The 19,416-nt window shown below is 41.4% G+C and carries 16 protein-coding genes and 4 pseudogenes; 18 read left to right on the plus strand and 2 right to left on the minus strand.

Annotated elements, in window-relative coordinates; all coding sequences use genetic code 11:
* Positions 1-248: 248 nt before the first annotated feature.
* The 14 genes and pseudogenes from MUO15_RS18285 to MUO15_RS18355 all read left to right on the plus strand — a co-directional run.
* Positions 249-1,780: pseudogene (locus tag MUO15_RS18285) on the plus strand (PrpR N-terminal domain-containing protein); the annotation flags it as partial.
* 66 nt (positions 1,781-1,846) lie between these two features.
* Positions 1,847-1,960, plus strand: a complete 114-nt coding sequence (locus MUO15_RS21740; RefSeq protein ID WP_256464196.1) for a helix-turn-helix domain-containing protein — start codon at positions 1,847-1,849, stop codon at positions 1,958-1,960.
* A gap of 192 nt (positions 1,961-2,152) precedes the next feature.
* Positions 2,153-3,156: pseudogene (locus MUO15_RS18295) on the plus strand (2-keto-3-deoxygluconate permease).
* A 31-nt stretch (positions 3,157-3,187) separates the two neighbouring features.
* Positions 3,188-3,729 (plus strand): annotated as a pseudogene (locus MUO15_RS18300) (four-carbon acid sugar kinase family protein).
* Between the two features lie 20 nt (positions 3,730-3,749).
* Complete coding sequence (locus MUO15_RS18310; RefSeq protein WP_396266360.1) at positions 3,750-4,517, plus strand: four-carbon acid sugar kinase family protein; 768 nt, start codon at positions 3,750-3,752, stop codon at positions 4,515-4,517.
* Positions 4,480-5,475 (plus strand): 4-hydroxythreonine-4-phosphate dehydrogenase PdxA, encoded by a 996-nt coding sequence (gene pdxA / locus MUO15_RS18315; protein WP_245031570.1) that lies wholly within the window; start codon positions 4,480-4,482, stop codon positions 5,473-5,475. The genes MUO15_RS18310 and pdxA overlap by 38 nt, the downstream gene beginning before the upstream one ends.
* A 251-nt stretch (positions 5,476-5,726) precedes the next feature.
* Complete coding sequence (locus MUO15_RS18320; protein WP_245031572.1) at positions 5,727-6,743, plus strand: asparaginase; 1,017 nt, start codon at positions 5,727-5,729, stop codon at positions 6,741-6,743.
* Positions 6,744-7,024: 281 nt separating this feature from the next.
* The gene (locus MUO15_RS18325; RefSeq protein WP_245031574.1) at positions 7,025-7,768 is read left to right on the plus strand and encodes an IclR family transcriptional regulator; all 744 of its coding nucleotides are present in this window, start codon (positions 7,025-7,027) and stop codon (positions 7,766-7,768) included.
* A gap of 16 nt (positions 7,769-7,784) precedes the next feature.
* Positions 7,785-8,738 carry a sugar kinase gene (locus tag MUO15_RS18330; RefSeq protein ID WP_245031576.1) on the plus strand — a complete coding sequence of 318 codons (954 nt, stop codon included), beginning with the start codon at positions 7,785-7,787 and terminating at the stop codon, positions 8,736-8,738.
* A 13-nt stretch (positions 8,739-8,751) separates the two neighbouring features.
* Positions 8,752-9,387 carry a bifunctional 4-hydroxy-2-oxoglutarate aldolase/2-dehydro-3-deoxy-phosphogluconate aldolase gene (locus MUO15_RS18335; protein ID WP_245031578.1) on the plus strand — a complete coding sequence of 212 codons (636 nt, stop codon included), beginning with the start codon at positions 8,752-8,754 and terminating at the stop codon, positions 9,385-9,387.
* 5 nt (positions 9,388-9,392) lie between these two features.
* Positions 9,393-10,541, plus strand: a complete 1,149-nt coding sequence (dgoD, locus tag MUO15_RS18340) for a galactonate dehydratase (RefSeq protein WP_245031580.1) — start codon at positions 9,393-9,395, stop codon at positions 10,539-10,541.
* Between the two features lie 97 nt (positions 10,542-10,638).
* Entirely contained in the window at positions 10,639-11,997 is a 1,359-nt protein-coding gene (locus tag MUO15_RS18345; protein WP_245031582.1) for a GntP family permease, read from the plus strand.
* A gap of 181 nt (positions 11,998-12,178) precedes the next feature.
* Complete coding sequence (locus tag MUO15_RS18350; RefSeq protein WP_245036087.1) at positions 12,179-13,504, plus strand: D-serine ammonia-lyase; 1,326 nt, start codon at positions 12,179-12,181, stop codon at positions 13,502-13,504.
* A gap of 226 nt (positions 13,505-13,730) precedes the next feature.
* A complete protein-coding gene (locus MUO15_RS18355; RefSeq protein WP_245031584.1) occupies positions 13,731-14,372 on the plus strand; it encodes a YczE/YyaS/YitT family protein in 642 nt (213 codons plus the stop codon).
* 96 nt (positions 14,373-14,468) lie between these two features.
* Here the strand turns inward: MUO15_RS18355 and chbG are convergent, their stop codons facing one another.
* Positions 14,469-15,206 (minus strand): chitin disaccharide deacetylase, encoded by a 738-nt coding sequence (gene chbG / locus MUO15_RS18360; RefSeq protein ID WP_245031586.1) that lies wholly within the window; start codon positions 15,204-15,206, stop codon positions 14,469-14,471.
* A gap of 17 nt (positions 15,207-15,223) precedes the next feature.
* The gene (locus MUO15_RS18365) at positions 15,224-15,940 is read right to left on the minus strand and encodes a GntR family transcriptional regulator (RefSeq protein WP_245031588.1); all 717 of its coding nucleotides are present in this window, start codon (positions 15,938-15,940) and stop codon (positions 15,224-15,226) included.
* A 178-nt stretch (positions 15,941-16,118) separates the two neighbouring features.
* On the opposite strand from MUO15_RS18365, the gene MUO15_RS18370 reads away from it, so the two are divergent.
* The 4 genes and pseudogenes from MUO15_RS18370 (at position 16,119) to MUO15_RS18385 (ending at position 19,405) form a co-directional block, all read left to right on the plus strand.
* On the plus strand, positions 16,119-17,444 hold the full coding sequence (locus MUO15_RS18370) for a 6-phospho-beta-glucosidase (protein ID WP_245031590.1): 1,326 nt from the start codon (positions 16,119-16,121) through the stop codon (positions 17,442-17,444).
* Positions 17,441-18,777, plus strand: a pseudogene (gene celB, locus MUO15_RS18375) (PTS cellobiose transporter subunit IIC). Before MUO15_RS18370 ends, celB begins: the two are co-directional and overlap by 4 nt.
* Positions 18,774-19,103, plus strand: a complete 330-nt coding sequence (locus MUO15_RS18380) for a PTS sugar transporter subunit IIA (RefSeq protein ID WP_245031592.1) — start codon at positions 18,774-18,776, stop codon at positions 19,101-19,103. The pseudogene celB and the gene MUO15_RS18380 overlap by 4 nt, the downstream one beginning before the upstream one ends.
* A complete protein-coding gene (locus MUO15_RS18385) occupies positions 19,103-19,405 on the plus strand; it encodes a PTS sugar transporter subunit IIB (protein WP_245036088.1) in 303 nt (100 codons plus the stop codon). The genes MUO15_RS18380 and MUO15_RS18385 overlap by 1 nt, the downstream gene beginning before the upstream one ends.
* The last annotated feature ends 11 nt before the right edge of the window (positions 19,406-19,416 follow it).

Here is a 19,416-nt window from a genome sequence, read left to right on the forward strand (position 1 = left end):
AAAATTAATTACTTTATACGGAGCTAGCGTATCAAGTCATTTTTATTATATGTGGTTGTACTCGGAATATAACTTGCTTGCAGGAAAGCAAATGATCCTTGTAATGCTTCCTATTTCAAAAGCCGTATGTTCTTGATTCCCCTACATATTTATGAAATAATTGGGTTGTTGAAAAATGCAACAAGTGGCGAGGGATAATTATGATAAAAGTGCTAGTTGTAGCCCCTTACCAGGGACTAGCGGAAGCAATGAAACTTTGGAAGTTTGAGCAGGGTCAATTAATCATTGATATTCATATTGGAAACTTAGAAGAAGGGGTAAAGATTGCCCGTAACGCAGAATCACAAGGATATGATGTGATTATCAGTCGTGGAGGTACAGCCTCTTTAATTGAGGAAGCTGTCGGATTGCCAGTTGTGGATATAAAAGTAACGGGATATGATATGTTACGAGTTTTTACTTTGCTGAAAGGGATGCGAGGGAAAGCGGCCCTAGTCGGGTTTCCTAATATCTCTCAAGGGCATCTACGATATGCAGTATTTTGGATATGGATGTTAAAACAGTAACCATTCAAAGTGGAGAAGAAGTTGCTGGGCACTTGAAGGTATTGAAGCAGGAGGGATATGGGGTAGTCATTGGTGATGTAGTAACTGTTCAAAATGCTGAGAAAGTAGGGCTTCAAGGTATATTGATCACCTCAGGAAAAGAGGCAATCATGGAAGCATGTGATGAAGCGAAAAGAATGTATAAACTTTTTGATAGGCTACATCGCCATAATTCGTTGCATGCTCAGTTATTGGATACTCTACCGCAGGCTCTTCTTATGGTAGATGCCAATGCAGAGATCATTTTAGAAAATAAAATCTTAAAAGAAGTATTGGGAGCAAAAGATGTAATGGAACTGGCTATGATCAACCAGATGTTAAGTCAAGTCCTTGAGCACAAGTATAGTCAATGGAGTAAAGTTGAAATAAATCATACTATGTACGAGGTCTACGGGTATTTAGCAGATAAAAAAGAACAAATTGTGTGTTTTTTATTTCAAAAATCGTACTTCAATAAACATGTAGAAGGAATGCAGGTAGCCACACATACGTCTCATGTACCCATTTCTGGGAGTAGTCCGATAGCCGTACAGATGGAGGGCAGTTTAGTGGATTATGCTAAGGTGGATTCTTCCATATGGTTGGAGGGAGAACCAGGTACTGGGAAAATGACTTTTGCTCATAATCTACATTTTGAAATGTTTGGTCAATCTGCTCCCATCGTCTTAATGGATGCAGAGTATTTATCTTCTCAGGATCTTAAATCATTGATCGAAAGTGAACAATCCCCTTTATTCGAACGAGGTACTTTCGTCTGTAATAATATTCATAAACTTGACTTAGATGCCCAAGGTCTCATGCTGAAATTGCTCTATCGATTATCAAGCCAATTTCGTATCATTACCGTTTCTGATCATTCAGTACATTCTCTTTTAGAACAGGGGCTATTTAGTCATGATTTGTATTATAAAATCGCAAAGCTGAATATGCATTTTCCTCCGCTGAAGGAACGTATGGAAGATATACAGGAATTGATACAATCGTTTATCACAGAAGCTCATACAAAAAGCGGTTGTGAAACAATTGGAATACGGCCTAAAGCTTTAGAAATGCTCCAGAACTACCATTGGCCGGGCAACATTGATCAATTAAAACAAGTTACGGAAGAGTTAATTCTAAACAGTAGTGGCTACTACGTTGAACCATCAGATGTTGCTAAAGTGATCAAGAAGTTAAAACAAGATCATTCTATCGAAGAGGATTCATCCGAAAAACTCCACATAAAGGGCGACCTAAAGCATATGGAGAAAACAATTATCCAAAAGGTTATGGAGCAAGAAGGTATGAATCAATCAAGAGCAGCTAAAAGACTTGGAATAAATAGAACGACATTGTGGCGCAAGCTTAATTCATAAGCTTGCGTTTATTGTTGCAAAAATAAACAAAATTTTATACATATAGGATAAATATGATTTTGTTTACTCCCTCTTGTGATTTATTGTTGCATATTATAACTGTTTATTTTATCATGAAAACATGAAAACGCTTTAGTTATATTTATTGTTTCATTATTAAACAATAGTGCTAAAATGAAGGAGGAAGAAAAGATGAAAATCAAAGCAACTTTGGAGAGGATTCCCGGCGGTATGATGGTGGTACCGTTGCTATTAGCAGCAGTACTTAATACAGTCGCACCCGATTTACTACGGATCGGTAACTTTACCCAAGCACTGTTTGTAGATGGTGCAAGTACATTAATTGCTTTGTTCCTTTTATGCACGGGAGCTCAAATCAATTTGAAGACTGTAGGGGTCAGCCTTGGTAAAGGGCTACACTTCTAACGACTAAATGGGTAGTGGGAGCCGCTTTTGGACTATTGGCATATTTCTTTGCTGGTGAAAACGGGCTTTGGCTAGGTCTTGCTCCTATTGCCATCATAGCTGCAATGACGAATAGTAATGGTGGTCTTTATATTGCGGTAGTGGGTCAATACGGTAATAAAACAGACCGAGCCGCTTATTCATTGCTCGCTCTAAACGATGGACCTTTCTTTACGATGGTAGCCTTATCCATTTTTGGTGCGATGGGATTTGTTGATGGTTTATTCTCTATCACTTCATTTATCGCAGTTTTACTACCTATTATTGTAGGTATGGTGCTAGGTAATCTTGATGAAGAAATGAGATCGTTCCTTGACCAAGGAAGCTCCATGCTCATCCCGTTTTTCGCTTTTGCACTTGGTATGGGCATTGATTTTAGCAAAATTATTGAAGGTGGCTTATCAGGAATCCTACTAGGTGTAGCGACGACATTTGTCACAGGTACAGCAGGATACTTTGTATTTAAAGCATTCAAATGGAACCCTATTGCTGGGGCAGCTGAGGGATCAACAGCTGGAAATGCTGTCGCTACACCTGCGGCGATTGCAGCTGCTAACGCAAGTTTTGCTGGGGTTGTTGAACTAGCAACAGTCCAGGTCGCAGCATCTACTGTAACGACAGCGGTACTACTTCCGCTTTATGTTGGGTTTTTAGTCAAACGGTTAGAGAAAAAAGGTGTCAAATTACCTGATGACTATGCAGAAGATTATAAACGTAATGCCACAGCGTAGTTAGTTTTCTATGGAAGTGAGGAGTTGCAGGATGAACTATAAATTTGGGATTATTGCTGACGATTTAACTGGGGCTAATGATAGTGGTGTGCAATTGACGGAGAAAGGCTTGGAAACCTCTGTATTTTTCCGGATTCCTGGCCAAGATCAGAAACTAGATGAAACCATTGTCATTGATACAGATTCAAGAGCCCTTAGCAGAGACCAAGCCTATCAAACTACTAAAAAATCAGCTCAATTCTTATTTGAAACTGGTTATCAGCATATTTATAAGAAAATGGATTCGACGTTAAGGGGATATATAGGAGTTGAACTACAGGCGATGAAGGAAATTTTTAACCCGGTCTTTCTTGTAGTGGCTCCTGCCTTCCCCCTTATGGACGGACGACGGAAAAAGGTGTCCATTTGCTGAAAGGAACACCCATTTCGGAAACTGAGTTGGCAAAAGATCCAAAACATCCTGTAAATGAAGCACGAATCAAGTCGGTCATTGAGGAGCAAACGAACGAGAAAGTTGCGGAAATTGATTTGCAGTTACTTTCGGGGATACAGAAGCCTGGCAAAAGAAATTAAAACGACTAGAGCAAGAGGGGATTCATTATCTAGTTTGTGATGCACGAACACAGGGTGATTTACAAGAGATTGCAGAACAGATTAATAAATACACTGAACAAGTTATATGGTCAGGATCGGCTGGTCTGGCTGAGGTTCTTCCAGATGTCCTTAAAATTGGCAGGGAAAAGGTTGATTCAGAAACAACTCCTCCGTCCCAGGTTTTTACAGTATGTGGAAGTCTTTCTCGTACTACACAAGACCAAATCAAATATGCTATTGAGCAACAAGATGTGCAATCTGTAGAAATAGAGACAGAACAAATTTTTCGAGACGAATGGGATAAATATAAACAGATATATATAAATCAGTGTATAGAGGCATTTAAAAATCAAAAAAGTGTTGTTTTATATGTACCTTCTACACAAGAGACGCGGGAGAAAGTTAAGGTAGTAGCAAAGCAAATGGAAATGACACCAATGGAGGTGGGAAGCAGAATCTCACAAGCATTAGGTGCCGTTACAAAAGAAGTGATCGAACAGGTTCCTGATTTAAGTGCTTTAGTTTTGACTGGAGGAGACACTGCAAAGCATGTGGCTTATTGTTTAGGTGCAACTGGATTCAGACTCACCCGTCAACTTGAAGCGGGTATTCCTCAAGGAAGCCTACTTGGTATAGATCAGCCTATCCAAGTCATTACAAAAGCTGGAGCCTTTGGGGAAATGGAATCAATATATACAGCTATTCAACAGTTGAAAGGAGAAAGTGAGAATGAATCAGAAACCAATCATCGGTATCACTATGGGTGATGCAGCTGGGGTGGGGCCGGAAATAATCATGAAAAGCCTGACTCACAAACGTATTAACGACCAAGCCATTCCGTTAGTGATCGGGGATCAAAAAATGCTTGAGCGGGCTGCTCAGGTGCTTAACATTGATATCACGTTCAAAACAGTACAAAAAGACGAGGAATTCCAAGTGCAAAATGATGAGATTCTCTGCCTTGATCTAGATCTCTTACCGAAAAATCTAGCCTACGGAGAGGTATCTGCTGAAGCAGGACATGCCGCATTTGAATATTTGAGTACGGCCATCGAACTTGCGAATAGGGGGCGAATCGATGCGATTTGCACCGCTCCTCTAAACAAGGAAGCACTCCACAAAGGCGGGCACCTTTATCCTGGTCATACTGAGATACTGGCAGAACTAACAAATACGAAAGATTTTTCAATGATGCTTTCCTCCCCTAAATTAAAAGTAATTCACGTCACAACCCATGTGGGGTTACTCGATGCGGTGAAGATGATCAACCCAGATCGTGTCTATGATGTCGTACGCATGGCACATGAAACACTAAAAAGTGCAGGCAACCATCAGCCAAAAATTGCTGTGTGTGGGATAAACCCACATGCTGGTGAAAATGGTTTGTTTGGGAATGGGGAAGAAGGAGAAAAAGTAATTCCTGGAGTGAAGCGTGCCCAACAAGACGGCATTGATGTACAAGGCCCCTTGCCGGCAGATACCCTATTCTTTAGGGCTGTAAGAGGTGATTTTGATATTGTAGTGGCTATGTACCATGATCAAGGGCATGGACCAATCAAGGTTCTTGGGCTTGATGCAGGAGTGAATATCACAGTCGGTCTTCCGATTATCCGCACAAGTGTGGACCACGGAACTGCATTTGATATCGCTGGAACAGGGATAGCTGATGAGAAAAGTATGCTTGAAGCCTTAAATCAAGCGATTGAGTTAGCTCCTAAAAAATAGGGTTTTGACAGTTGAGTTGATCCTTTTACCATAATAAGTTGATCTATGAGTTATATAGGGAGAATAAAGTCCATGGCTCGGATATTATCTAAAAAGTCATGGGCTTTTTTGTTCTGTGTTTTTTTCAAAGTTTTCGTTTAATGAGTACTTTATTATGTAAAATTCATTGTTTAATTGACAGAAAATTATTGTCGGAGTATATTCACTCTAGTTATTGTATATTTGCTGATAAAACTCGGGAGGTTTTACATATGTTATATAACAAGGTGGTTGAAATACATAGAGGAGGAAGAATGGAAAGTTCTCACTTTGGTCACGCTGCGGTTGTGAATGCAAATGGAGAACTATTACACTATATCGGGGATAAGAACCGAGTCACCTATGCTCGTTCCTCTGTTAAACCCATTCAAGCACTTCCGATTGTAGAAACAGGGGCGGCAGATTATTATAACTTGCAGGATAAAGATTTAGCACTGTTCTGTTCTTCACACAGTAGTGAAGAACAGCATACTTCAAGGGTGTCTCAATTATTAAAAAGAGCCGGTCTATCTGAGGGGAATCTTCAGTGCGGAAGCCATATTCCATTTTCGGATGATGTTTACCGTTCTTTGATTCAGCAAAAACAAGAACCAACACCTCTCTATAGCAATTGTTCTGGAAAGCATACTGGTATGCTGCTCACTGCTAAGTACCTCGGGGAATCATTGGATGATTATTATAAACAGGAACACCCTGTCCAACAACGAATTTTAAATGCGATGGCGGGAGCAGCTGACTATCCTAAAGGAAAAATAGCAATTGGATTGGATGGCTGCGGGGTCCCTGTGTTTGGATTGCCGCTCCATAAACTTGCTCATACTTTTGCAAGACTTGCTCGTCCAGAGGTGTTTGATGAAAAGCGTGCGGATGCGGTCGGACGTATTACGGTTGCGATGACAAGCCATCCTGAGATGGTGGCAGGGACAAATCGATTCTGTACAGATTTCATGAACGTGGGGGGAGGAAGATTTTTTGCAAAGTTAGGGGCAGAATCTGTTTATTGCATTGGTGATAAACAAACTGGGCTCGGGATAGCTGTGAAAATAGAAGACGGTGATTATAAGCGGGCTTTATACCCGTTTGTAATGGAAATCCTAGTTCAATTAAATGTACTTACAGCTTTGCAGGTGCAAAGCTTGGAGAAGTACTATCAGCCTAAGATCCGAAATGCAAGGAATGAAATCATTGGTGAAATCATTCCTTCTTTTGTACTGGAAAAGTCGCAATGAGGACAGTTATCGTAAGAGTGTTTTAGACTAATAGAGTAAAGAAGAAAAGTCGATGGCTTTCGTTCACTTCACGAAAACCATCGACTTTTCTCTGTCTTAAAATGGTTAAGAAGCCCTGTGATCATAGTCCTCCGTTGATATGACATGTCGCACTAGAACAGGTTGAAAGATTCATGTTGTATTTTGTCTATTGATGAAAGCGGTTTATTGTGCTAAGATTTACTTTAAATTCATATATAAGAATCTGATTCACATATGTGAATCAGGGAAGGTGTGAAGCGATGACAGTTAAGTCTGCTGATCGTGTCATAAATATACTAGATTTGCTAAAAGAGTTTCCGGAAGGACTGACACTTAAGGAAATCGCTGATAGACTATCACTGCCGCAAAGCAGTACCTTTCATCTGCTGCAAACGATGGAGATGAGACAGTTTTTGTCGGTAACGGAGCGAAAGACCTACAAACTCGGTCCGAAGCTGATTCAGATCGGGACAAGAGCGCTGGAAACATTGGATGTGAATGCTGAAGCGCAGCCGTATCTTCGACAGTTAATGGAGAACGTAGAGGAGACCGTTTTTATGGCGGTCATGTTAGAAAATGAACTTGTCTATGTTGCCAAGGTTGATAACTATCGATCGGTTCGCACAAGTGCGCAGATCGGGATGAGGAAGCCGATGTACTGTACAGGGCTCGGGAAAGCCTTTCTCGCATTTTTACCAGAACAAGTCAAAAACAATATTCTATCACAAATTGAGATGCCAGCGATTACAAAAAATACGATAACGGATCAAGATGCATTAAATGAACAACTGTTAGAATTTCGCAGACTTGGTTATTCCATTGATGATGAAGAGAATGAGGGCAGTCTTTATTGTTTGGCTGCACCCATATACAATGCAGCTGGTGAAATGACTGCGGCTGTCAGTGTGGCTGGACCAAAAAACAGAGTGTACCCACGCCAATCGGAAATTGTTAAAGAGTTATTATCTACCGCAAAGGCGATTTCTGAACGGACTGGGTTTTAGAGAGGAGGCGAACGTTATGGATGTGATTACACTTGGGGAAACGATGGTCCTGTTCACTCCGAAATCTTCCGGACTTATGCGTTATGCTGGTGATTTTTCAACAAAAGTTGCCGGTGCTGAATCCAATGTGGCCATTGGGCTTGCCAGGCTCGGCCATCAGACAGGCTGGATCAGTCGGCTTGGAAAGGATGAGTTCGGCGAAAAGATCCAATCCTTTATACGAGGTGAAGGGGTCGATGTCAGTCAAGTTACGTTTGATGATTCTGCATCGACGGGGCTTTATTTTAAGGAAAAATTAACGGCCAACGAATTAAGGCTGAAGTATTATCGAAGCGATTCGGCGGCGAGTCGGATGTCAGATGATGACTTAGATGAAACGTATATTTCGAACGCGAGGTTTCTTCATGTAACAGGCATTACCCCGGCACTAAGTGAGCATTGTTTTGAAACCGTTTTAAAAGCAATGGAGTATGCCCATAGAAATGGTGTGACGGTTGTCTTTGACCCTAATTTGCGGCGTAAATTATGGACTGATAGCTATGCTAGACAGGTGCTTCGGAAGTTATCAGGGATGGCTGATATTGTTTTGCCAGGGATTGATGAAGCAGAATTTATATTTGGTCAATCAGATCATGAGTCATTGGCTCAAGCGTTCTTTGATAATGGGGCGAAAACGGTAATTATGAAGCTTGGTAAGAAGGGGGCCTATGTTCACTCGGACCAGTCAAAAGGTTTCGTCGAGGGATTCCCTGTTGAACAGGTGGTGGACCCCGTTGGAGCTGGTGATGGCTTTGCTGCCGGATGCCTGTCAGGTTTAATTGACGGACTTGGCTTGAAAGAAGCCGTTAAACGAGGGAATGCTGTTGGGGCAATGGTGACAATGGTTGATGGTGATGTGGAAGGATTGCCTGGGAAAGCAAGACTCACCGAATTTATGAACAGAACACATCGAGATGATGTCGAGAGATAAGGAGGCTGACCGTATGGCAGACACATTGCAGCAAATGATGGAACATAAGCTGGTCGCGGTTATACGTGGGGCGGAAGGCGAGGATGTATTATCCATCGCACGTGCCCTTCATGAAGGTGGGGTTTACATGTTAGAAATTACAGCAGATACGCCGGAAGTGGACGGTTTAATCAAAAAGGTGAAGGATGAATTCGGCTATCAGATGATTGTCGGTGCAGGTACTGTTCTGGATCCGGAAACGGCTAGGGCAGCAATCATGGCAGGGGCCGACTTCATATTTTCACCGACAGTCAATAGTGAAACCATTCGTCTGACAAAACGCTATGGAGTTGTAAGCATTCCTGGTGCATTGACACCGACGGAAATTTTAACGGCCTACGAACAGGGAGCCGACCTGATTAAGGTATTTCCAGCGGGTACGGTGGGGCCAAGCTATATGAAGGATATCCACGGTCCCTTACCACACATACCGCTGATGCCGACCGGTGGTGTTGATTTGTCCAATGTTCGTGAGTACTTTGAAAAAGGTGCTGTCGCAGCCGGGCTAGGAAGTGCCCTCGTTAACACAAAGCAGCCGATTAATGCAGGTACATTAAAAGGGATCACTGACAGAGCACAACAATTTGTAGAAGCGATAAAGGATGTGTAATCGTTATGAAAATTACTAATTTTAAACTGTACCAAGTACCGCCACGCTGGTTGTTTTTAAAAATTGAAACAGATGAAGGGGTCGTTGGTTGGGGAGAGCCTGTTGTGGAAGGTCGCGCTCACACAGTGGCAGCTTGTGTCACTGAGCTGATGGACTACTTAATTGGTCAAGATCCACGCAAAATTGAAGATCATTTTCAAGTTTTATATCGTGGCGGGTTCTACCGTGGCGGTCCGATTTTAATGAGTGCGATCTCAGGCATAGAGCAGGCACTTTGGGACATTAAAGGTAAGTTTTACAATATGCCCGTGTACGAAATGCTCGGTGGGGCTGTTCGGGATGACATTCAAGTTTATTCCTGGATCGGCGGGGATCGTCCGCAAGATGTCGGTGCAGCAGCTAAAGAAAAGGCTGAAGCCGGCTTCACGGCGATCAAGATGAACGGAACCGAGGAAATGAATTATATAGACAGTTATTCGAAGGTGGATGCAGCAGTTAATAGAGTCGCTGCAATTCGTGAAGCAGTGGGAAACGAGTTTGGGATTGGCATTGATTTTCATGGTCGTGTACATAAAGCAATGGCTAAAATACTTGTGAAGGAACTTGAGCCCTACCGACCGATGTTTATTGAAGAACCAGTACTCGTTGAAAACCTCGAGGCATTTAAGGAGATTGCGAATCATACAACAACCCCCATTGCGACAGGTGAACGCAATTATACACGCTGGGGATTTAAGCAAATGTTGATAGATGGCACCGTTGATATTATACAGCCTGATCTGTCACACACAGGGGGGATTCTTGAGGCGAAAAAAATCGCCACGATGGCAGAAACGTTTGATGTAGCTGTCGCCCCTCACGCGCCGCTTGGGCCAATTAATCTCGCTGCTTCTCTCCAGGTGGATGCTTGTACACCGAACTGTATTATTCAGGAACAAAGTCTCGGTATCCATTACAACAAAGGCAGCGACCTGCTTGATTATCTTGTTGACCCGACGGTGTTTGAATATCAATCAGGATCAGTCAAAATGCCGAAAGGAGTCGGTCTTGGTATTGAAATAAACGAAGACCGTGTTAAGCAGGCAGCTAAAGAAGGCCACCAATGGAAAAATCCAATCTGGCGTCATGGGGATGGCACAGTAGCGGAGTGGTAAAGGGATCGCTGTTTTGCCTTAGGTGTTGGTAAGAGTTTATTGAAAGCGTTTTTAATCCAATCGATATCGTTACGAAAGATGGAAGGGGAGAAATTAAATGTCTACAACAGGGTTAATTTTGCTGGCCGCTTTCGGTGTTGCACTATTGTTATTTCTTGTTATCCGCGTAAAATTGCAGGCGTTTATTGCATTAATTGTTGTTAGTTACGTTATTGGTCTTTTGGCTGGGATGAGCCCTGCGGAAATTTTTACAGCCGTGCAGGACGGCATGGGCGGAACCGTCGGAGAGATTGCTGTCATCATCGGTATCGGCGCCATGTTTGGGGAAATACTGAAAGTCTCTGGTGGGGCTGAAAGATTAGCGATGACACTGATGAACAAATTTGGCGAAAAGCGCGTAAACTGGGCGCTTGTGCTAACTGGTTTTATCATTTCAATACCTGTCTTTCTTGATGTAGCTTTTGTTATTTTAGTGCCGATTTTATACAGTCTAGCACAGAAAACAGGGAAATCATTGCTATTCTATGGTATCCCGTTGCTAGCCGGTTTAGCGGTCACGCACAGTTTTGTGCCGCCAACCCCTGGACCGATCGCTGTTGCTTCATTATTAGGAGCTAACATCGGATGGGTGATCTTATTTGGTTTGCTTGCAGGGATACCAGCAGCCATTATTGCCGGTCCGGTCTTCGGTACCTATATTTCTAAAAAGATTCACGTTGAAGTACCAACGGTGATGCTTAAGAACATGGCTGAAGAAGCCAAAGATAAGAAATATGATAAAGAACTTCCGAGTTTCGGCATGATTGCTGTTCTAATTTTACTGCCGCTTTTTCTTATTCTATTAAACACATTTGCTGGTGTGCTGCTCGCTGAGGGCAGTACACTGCGAACCATCGTGACATTTATCGGAAACCCAGGAGTAGCGCTGACGATTACGGCGCTGTTAACCTTTTATTTACTGGGTACACGACGTGGTTATTCTAAGGAAGAGATCCAGGACATCGCAACAAAATCTCTTGAACCTGCAGGGATCATCATTTTAATTACTGGTGCAGGTGGCGTTTTCGGTCAAGTGTTAGTTGAAACCGGGATCGGAGATGTATTGGCTAATACGATGAGTGATCTGAACATGCCGATCCTCGTGTTTGCTTTCCTTGTTGCTTCAGCTGTACGTATTGCACAAGGTTCGGCTACGGTTGCGATGGTTACAGCAGCCAGCTTAATTGCGCCAGTTATCGATACACTTGGTATCGAAGGCCCCATGCTAGCACTGCTCGTTATTACTATTGCATCAGGTGCAACCATTGCTTCACACGTTAACGACTCCGGTTTCTGGATGGTCAGCCGATTCTTCGGTATGTCTGAGAAAGATACACTGAAATCATGGACGGTTATGGAAACGATCATCGCCTTTATCGGATTTGGTGTGTCACTAATTATTAGTATGTTTATTTAATAGTAAGTGAGAATTGTAAGAATTGCGGCTCGGACAAATGTAATGTTCAAGCCGCAGTTCTTTTTAATTTGATACATATCGAACGACGGGGAAGGTGTAAAATGTTTTCAGGAGGGAAGAACAATATATAGATTGGATTGGAGGTTTTTTTGTGGAACCATTTAATGTACTAGGAAAATCAATGGAAGATTGGGAGGATCAATTTCCTTTGTTACCAAGCATAACCAGGCTTGACCCCGTGTTTTGGGCTAATTCAAAATATAAAGAGATGGAGCAAGTTCCACCACTGCCTGTGAACGAGGAAGATATGTTCGAGGCGGAGCGGCTTTGGGATCGCTTTGCTCCCTTTTTAGCCAAAGCATTTCCGGAAACAGAAACGGCTGAGGGAGTAATCGAATCACCCTTAAGAGAAATTTCCACAATGAAGGATCACATACAGGCGCATTATAAGCAAACTTTTGAGGGGGGTTTTTATTTAAAATGTGATAATGAACTGCCTATTGCAGGTTCAATCAAGGCACGTGGAGGTGTCTACGAAGTCTTAAGCTATGCAGAGAAACTTGCTCTCGAAAACGACCTGATCTCAAAAGGCGATCATTATGAGGCGTTTCTCGATCCAGCATTTAAGCAATTCTTTAGCCAATATACGATAGGCGTAGGCTCAACTGGTAACCTTGCCTTAAGCATCGGTACAATCAGTGCTAAGCTTGGATTCAATGTTGAGGTGCACATGTCTAGGGATGCAAAACAATGGAAGAAGGATCTGTTGCGAGCACGAGGTGCAAATGTTTATGAATATACAGGGGATTTCAGTGAAGCAATTACAAGTGGAAGAACGAACACCATACAGGACCCAAAAGGATACTTTGTTGATGATGAGGATTCAAAGGATTTATTTTTAGGTTACAGTGTGGCGGCATTAAGGCTCAAGAATCAGCTAGCTGAAGAGAACATTTCAGTTGATCAAGATCACCCTTTATTTGTTTATCTGCCATGTGGTGTTGGGGGATCCCCGGGCGGCATTACCTTCGGATTAAAGCACGTTTTCGGAGATAACGTCCATTGTATTTTTGTTGAACCGACTCATTCACCGTCTGTATTACTTGGAATGATGACAGGAGAAAATGAAAAGGTGAGTGTGCAGGATTTTGGCATAGATAACCACACGGAAGCAGACGGTTTAGCTGTTGGTCGTCCATCACGTTTTGCTACTGAAGTTAGCAGTCACCTTGTCAGCGGCATTTATACAATAGAAGATGAGGAACTTTATAAGTTATTAGCATTACTGGCAGACAGTGAAACGATTCATGTTGAGCCATCTGCTACGGCTGGACTCTTGGGACCGCTAGTAGTACAAGAGTCGAGCTATATAAGAAAACATGATCTTCAGGCAAAAATGGCTCAAGCCACTCATATTGCCTGGGCAACGGGCGGCGCACTCGTTCCCGAAACAGATATGGAAGCATTCTATCAAAAAAGTAAGTCATTACTGGAAATAGACAGGTAAATACCCATAATAAAGGGAATAGAACCAAAAACCCCCACCTCAGGTCATCCAAATTCTGGATGACCTGAGGTGGGGGTTAAATGCTTTTATGGGAATATAATCCTAATCCTTTTTTTACCGTGATTCTACCTATTGACGTGTGAAATAATCGCTAATAAAATGTGGGAACGAATTTTAAGAGCAACCTCTTTTATTTCGATATTTTTTAAGAGGGGAGGGGATCGTTATGCTTTATCGAGCTACGGTTTACCTTCTTGGTATGGTCATCAATTTCCTTGGGGTTACGCTCATCATTAACGCAACTCTCGGTGCCGGTTTCTGGACAGCGTTTTTTATTGGTATTTCTGATAAACTTGGTTTTACCGTAGGATTCTGGTACGGAGTGTTTCAGTTTTTCATCATTTTTATAAACGCTAAGTTAATGAAGCAGCTGCCGGAAGTGCGAGCGATTATACCTGTGTTATTGGAAAGTATTATTTTGGACTTTTGGCTTGAAATTGTTTTTGCAAATGTAGACCTATCAACAGCACCATTTGTATTGCAAGTAGCTACGTTACTCGCAGGGGTTGCTATTGTGGGGCTGGGAGTCGCTATTTATATCCTTCCGCAATTCCCAAGGGCACCCGTCGATCAACTATTCCTGGCAGTCAGTCATCGATTTAATTTAAGCTTGCAATTAGGCCAAACTGTAGTGGCAGTCATCATGACGAGTCTTGCTATCGTTATTGGTGGACCAGTCGGTATTGGAACACTAACACCGATGCTATTTCTCGGACCAATGATCCAACTCTGTTATACGTACGCCTATCCAATGTATTACAAACTTCATCCAAGCGGCGAACAAGAACTGCAAAAAGAATTCATGTAATATATATGTAAAATGCTACCACCTCAGGTCACCCAGTATTGGTCACCCAGTATTTGGATGACCTGAGGTGGTTTTCTATAGTAATGTGTACAGCCGTTAAATGGAACGATAATGGGTTAGCTCAAACGTATGCTGGTTTTTGTATGTCTCTTTTAAGGTTTTATCCGTCAACAAAGCTAGTTCATCCACCCGTGGATAATTAAATGATGAGCCATTCATAATACTTTTATCTAAATAAGCAGGGTGAGTCATCACTTCAATAGATTGAGCATCAGAAAACTTTTCTGCTAATTTAATAGGCTCTTTTATTGTGTCTATTTTGTATTCAAAAGCATCGGTTTTTCTAATGGCGTCTAGATTAGTAGTTTCTGGATCAAATACTCGGCGTACGGGCAGATCGTATTCTTCTGCAAGGTCGATAACTACTTCTGTTAGTTTTCCATAGGAATGAATATGGTGATGACTATCCAGGTGTGTAGGTTGAATACCGTTTACAATGGCCTGTTTAATCTGGGCCTTCCATTCCTCGTAAACCTCCCCTAAATCGATATCAAAGAAACCCAGATAGTATTTTAAGTTGCGAAAATGACCATTCTCATCTGTTACGGTTTGGAGATGTTTGAGAATAGGGCTTCCAGCCGTCAACGTTAAGTGTATTCCCACACCTATATTAGGGTTTTCTTTTGCTAACTGATAAGCATGGGAAGCGCCTGGCATGTTTGTCATTAGTGTCGTAGATGTTAATAATCCATGTTGAAAGGCATCAATGATACCAAAGTTTATGCCTCTTGAATAACCGAAATCATCCGCATTAATTATAAGTTTTTTTCTCATCGTTTTTTCCTCACATTCTATTCGTAATTTCTTTCAATTAAAAATTCTACTCGATCACCACGAAAATAAGCTTCTGAGTATTCAACAATTTCTTCTGAATCTAAGAAGGTTTTCGTTGTGATTTGAAAACAAGGAGAACCTGAAGAAATGTTAAGGTTTCCGGCAACCTCCTCATCCGAAATGACAATTTTAATCTGTTCTTCCGTTCGATTTATTTGATTGCCTTTCTCTTTTATAGATTCATATAAGGAATGGCCCACCATTTCTGTGGTTAGCTCTGGAACAAGATCCCGTCGAACATAAGCAACCTCAAATTGAATTTCCTCATTATCAGCCAATCTTGTTCGTTTAACCTGGTGGACCTCGGTCCCCTCATCGACATTTAGAATCCTACTAATTTTGACCGCTGGGACTAACAACTGAAGGTCGTTGACTTCAATTTTTGGCTTGAGACCTTGGGATTCTAACTGCGCAGCATACTGAAGTTTACTTGAACTGAGAATCTGCTTTACCTTTCCTTTTGCAACAAAAGTACCTTTTCCCTGTTTACGATAAATGTGACCTTCCATAATGAGGTGATTGAGAGCTGTGCGAACAGTCGTCCGGCTGACATTGTATATGTTGCAAAACTCAGCCTCGGTCGGGAGGTTTTTACCTGGACGGTAATAACCATTATCGATTTTTTCTATAATATCTTTTTTTATTTGACTATGAAGTTGATCATTTTTGGACATAACATTACTCCTTCAAAAACAGCTTAAACTAACGATGTATGCGCTTAAAAATAGCATAACATGATTAGCTAGATTGTGGAATAAATTTGTTATTACAATCTGGTATAGACATATTTGTTATGATCTGTTACTATTCATCTAAGAAAACGTTTTCAAGTAAATTGAGGGAGGTTCAATCATGAGTCTAAAAGTTGTCATTATTGGTGGGGGATCGAGCTACACACCCGAAATTATTGATGGAATGATTAAGCGCCATCATCAATTCCCTGTTTCAGAAATTGTCTTAGTTGACATCGATGAAGGGGAACGAAAACAAGAGATTGTAGCTAATCTAGCTAAACGAATGATCGAAGACGCTAAAGCTTCTATACAAATTCGCTACACAAAAGATAGAAGGAAAGCTTTACAGGGAGCCGATTTTGTGACAACGCAAATTCGAGTTGGTGGACTTAAAGCCCGGGCACTTGATGAAAGTATCCCGTTAAAACATGGAATGATCGGTCAGGAAACCAATGGAGCGGGGGGGGTTTTTAAAGCATTTCGTACCATCCCTGTCCTACTTGAGATTGCTAGTGACATTCATGAAATCTGTCCAAACGCTTGGCTCGTGAATTTTACGAATCCAGCTGGAATCGTTACCGAAGCTGTTATGAAGCATAGTCAACATCAAAAAGTTATTGGAGTCTGTAATATTCCCTATAACATGAGAAGCGGTATTGGCGAGATTTTTAATGTAAGTGCTGATCGTGTCATGATCGAATTTATTGGACTTAACCATTTTGTATTCGGAAAACGAGTGTTTATTGATGGAGTTGATCAAACAGATGAGGCTATGCGACATCTTATTGATGATGATCTTAATTATTCACCGGCTAATATTGTTTCTCTTCCATGGAACAAGAATTTCTTGCAATCACTCAACATGCTTCCAAATCCTTATCATCAATATTATTTCCAGCATGAAGAAATCTTGGCAAAGGATCTTCAGGCTTATAGGGAGAACGGGACGCGTGCAGAAGTCGTTATGGAAGTCGAAAATAAACTTTTTGAAAAGTACAAAAACCCGAACCTTAAGGAGAAGCCTCAGGAGTTGGAGGAACGTGGAGGGGCCTATTATAGTGAATCTGCCTGTAGTTTAATGTCATCTATTTATAACAACTCAATGGATGTCCAAACGGTCAATACTTTAAATAAAGGAAGTATTCCAGATTTACCATCTGATGCTGTCATTGAAGTAAATAGTGTAATTTCAGCAAGTGGTCCTATGCCGTTAGCTATTGGCCCTTTACCTGATACCATAAGCGGATCGATTATACAATTGAAGAAATTTGAACAGCTCGTTATTGATGCTGCCGTTACGGGTGACTACAGAAAGGCTTATGCCTCTATCATCATGAATCCACTTGTCACTTCAGATGAGAAGGCCCAAATGGTATTAGACGAACTTTTACAAGCTCATAAACCATATTTAGCCCAATTTGATAAGGAGGTAGTGAACGTATGAAACAAAGTGGATTTATGAACCTCGTCGAATCGAAATTAATGCCTATTGCTGGGAAAATCGGATCGCAACGTCATCTGGTTGCGATCCGTGATGGCTTTGTTGCTATTATGCCGCTTATTATTATTGGGTCACTAGCCATTTTAATTAACAATTTTCCGATACCTGGATTTCAAGATTTCATGATGAATGTTTTTGGCCAGGATTGGAAATCCGTTGGTGGCGCTATTTGGAACGGTTCGTTTGCTATATTGAGTTTACTGGTAGCAGCTGCCATTAGCTATAAACTTGCCGAGTCCTATGGAAGTGATGGATTATCAGCAGCACTCGTTGGTGTCGGTGCATTTGTTGTTCTTACCCCGACCACCGAAGATTTTGGCCTTGCAATGACTTGGTTAGGTGCACAAGGGTTATTTGTGGCCGTTTTAACAGCCATAGTGTCAACGGAAATTTTCCGTCTGTTCTCCCAGGCAGAGAAACTAAAAATCAAAATGCCAGCTGGTGTACCTGATGGTGTAACAAAATCATTTAATGCTCTGTTACCAGCGGCTGTTATACTCTTTATTGCTGGTTTATTTAACGCAATTATTGTAAATCTTACAGGACAAAGCATCCATGAACTAGTATTTACATCTATACAGGAACCTTTACAAGGGTTATCCAACACACTAGGTTCAGCTATTATATTCTCATTCCTTAACCAGCTTTTATGGTTTTTCGGGCTTCACGGGACGAATATTTTAGGACCGATTATGGAATCTATTTATCTTCCATTGATCCAAGAAAATCAGGCCTTATTTTCCGAAGGCATGAGTGCGTTTGATGTACCTTATATCGTGACCAAGCCATTCTTTGATGCCTATGTATTTATGGGGGATCGGGAGCTACACTTGCTTTAATTATTGCGATCTTTACCGTTGTAAAATCAAAACATTACCGAACCGTTGGGAAGCTTTCTGCAGCTCCTGGTGCGTTTAATATTAACGAGCCTATGCTGTTTGGCTTACCGATTGTCTTAAATCCAATTATGTTCATTCCATTTATTTTGATCCCAATTATAATGACGGTTGTAGCTTACTTTGCCCTTGCACTTGGCTTCGTACCGAAAACCGTTGCTATACTGCCTTGGACAACACCACCGATTATTAGTGGTTATCTTGTTACAGGAGGGTCCTGGAGTGGAGTCTTATTGCAACTGGTTAACTTGACCATGGCCACAATCCTTTACATTCCATTTATCATGGCTGCCGATCGCGCAAGCTTAAAAAATACTGGAAGTGAAGACTTCTCATCAGAAAATGAACCTAGCTCAGAACAAAGGAGAAATGCACAATGACTAAAACGATTAACATTGAACAAGTATCGTTTGAAATAATTTTACATGCTGGCAATGCGAGATCTTCTGCGATGGAGGCACTCCAAGTAGTTAAACAAGGAGACTATAAACAAGCAGATGATAAAATGGAGGAAGCTGAATCTGAACTTCATAAAGCCCATCAAACTCAAACGTCCCTTTTACAAAAAGAAGCAACAGGTGAGGGAGCTACACCTTCCGTCTTACTTATCCACGCACAGGATCATTTAATGACGGCGATGACGTTAAAAGATATGGCCAAAGAAATGATTGATCTATATAAAGAAATTAGAGGAGGAAAAGAATGATGAAAATTGCTCTTGTTTGTTCAGCAGGTATGTCTACTAGTATGCTCGTTCAAAAAATGCGCCAAGTAGCTAAAGATAAAGGGTTAGAAGCAAATATTGATGCCTATGCCGAAACAGATTTAACTAAGCATATGGAGGATCTTGATGTTATCCTGATCGGGCCTCAAGTGCGTTATCTGAAAGCACAGATTACTAAGAAAGCCGAGCCATTTGGTACACCTGTAGATATTATTGATCAGATGGCATACGGTACGATGGATGGAGAAAAAGTTTTAGGACAAGCGGAAGAATTAAAAAAATAATAAACACCATA

It is taken from the genome of Halobacillus amylolyticus, from assembly GCF_022921115.1.
Taxonomy (GTDB): Bacteria; Bacillota; Bacilli; order Bacillales; family Halobacillaceae; genus Halobacillus_A; species Halobacillus_A amylolyticus.